Here is a 642-nt window from a genome sequence, read left to right on the forward strand (position 1 = left end):
TCGAAGAAGGCACACGCATCGAAGGTGATTGGTCAAGTTACGACGCGCCCGCGTTCATAACTGATCATGATTTGGGTGAAGAGGGTGGCCTCAGCAGCGGCTATATCGCTCACACTGCCTACTTCATGGGCATGGTGCCGACCATGGTCCGCTACCATCCCGTGGATTACGAGGAAGGTGGCACATTTATCGAAGACGGCAGCGGCAAAGATGTCGAATATGCCGAAGACTACCCGGATGCGGAGCCAGAATGAACCTGCATGATGAACTATCACTCGACCTGATTCGAGGGGCGGCAAAATTTCGAGGATACCTGTATCGAGATCACGTGGTACGCGACGCTGTAGCCGTCCAGATTTTCGACGGTCGCGATTATCGGTACTACAATCCGCTGGATATCACAAATCCAGACTTCTGGGACTTCGTGAATGCGTGCACGGGCTTGACGTTGGCTGTTAAGAATTCTGGTGTTGACATTACGTACGTCGAATACCCCGACAAGGCGGGAAAGCGGTGTTCGGTGTTGAAGACTGCCGTGTCCGATACACTGGGCCGCGTTATCGTCAAACTTGTGCTGGATGAATAATGAACGAATGTAAACCCGGTGGCTGTTCCTCGCTTGGGTGCGAAGGTGGCCACTAC

Annotated in this window: 2 protein-coding genes; both read left to right on the top strand. The window is 53.1% G+C overall.

The window, feature by feature from the left end; translation table 11 throughout:
• The coding region (locus AC1RO3_RS08230; RefSeq protein ID WP_481763965.1) for a hypothetical protein at positions 1-254 on the top strand (254 nt) is incomplete at its 5' end.
• Positions 251-586 (top strand): hypothetical protein, encoded by a 336-nt coding sequence (locus tag AC1RO3_RS08235; RefSeq protein ID WP_289875201.1) that lies wholly within the window; start codon positions 251-253, stop codon positions 584-586. The genes AC1RO3_RS08230 and AC1RO3_RS08235, both read left to right, overlap by 4 nt.
• Positions 587-642 lie beyond the last annotated feature (56 nt).

It is taken from the genome of Dellaglioa sp. CoH-57-MRSF-19, from assembly GCF_056781975.1.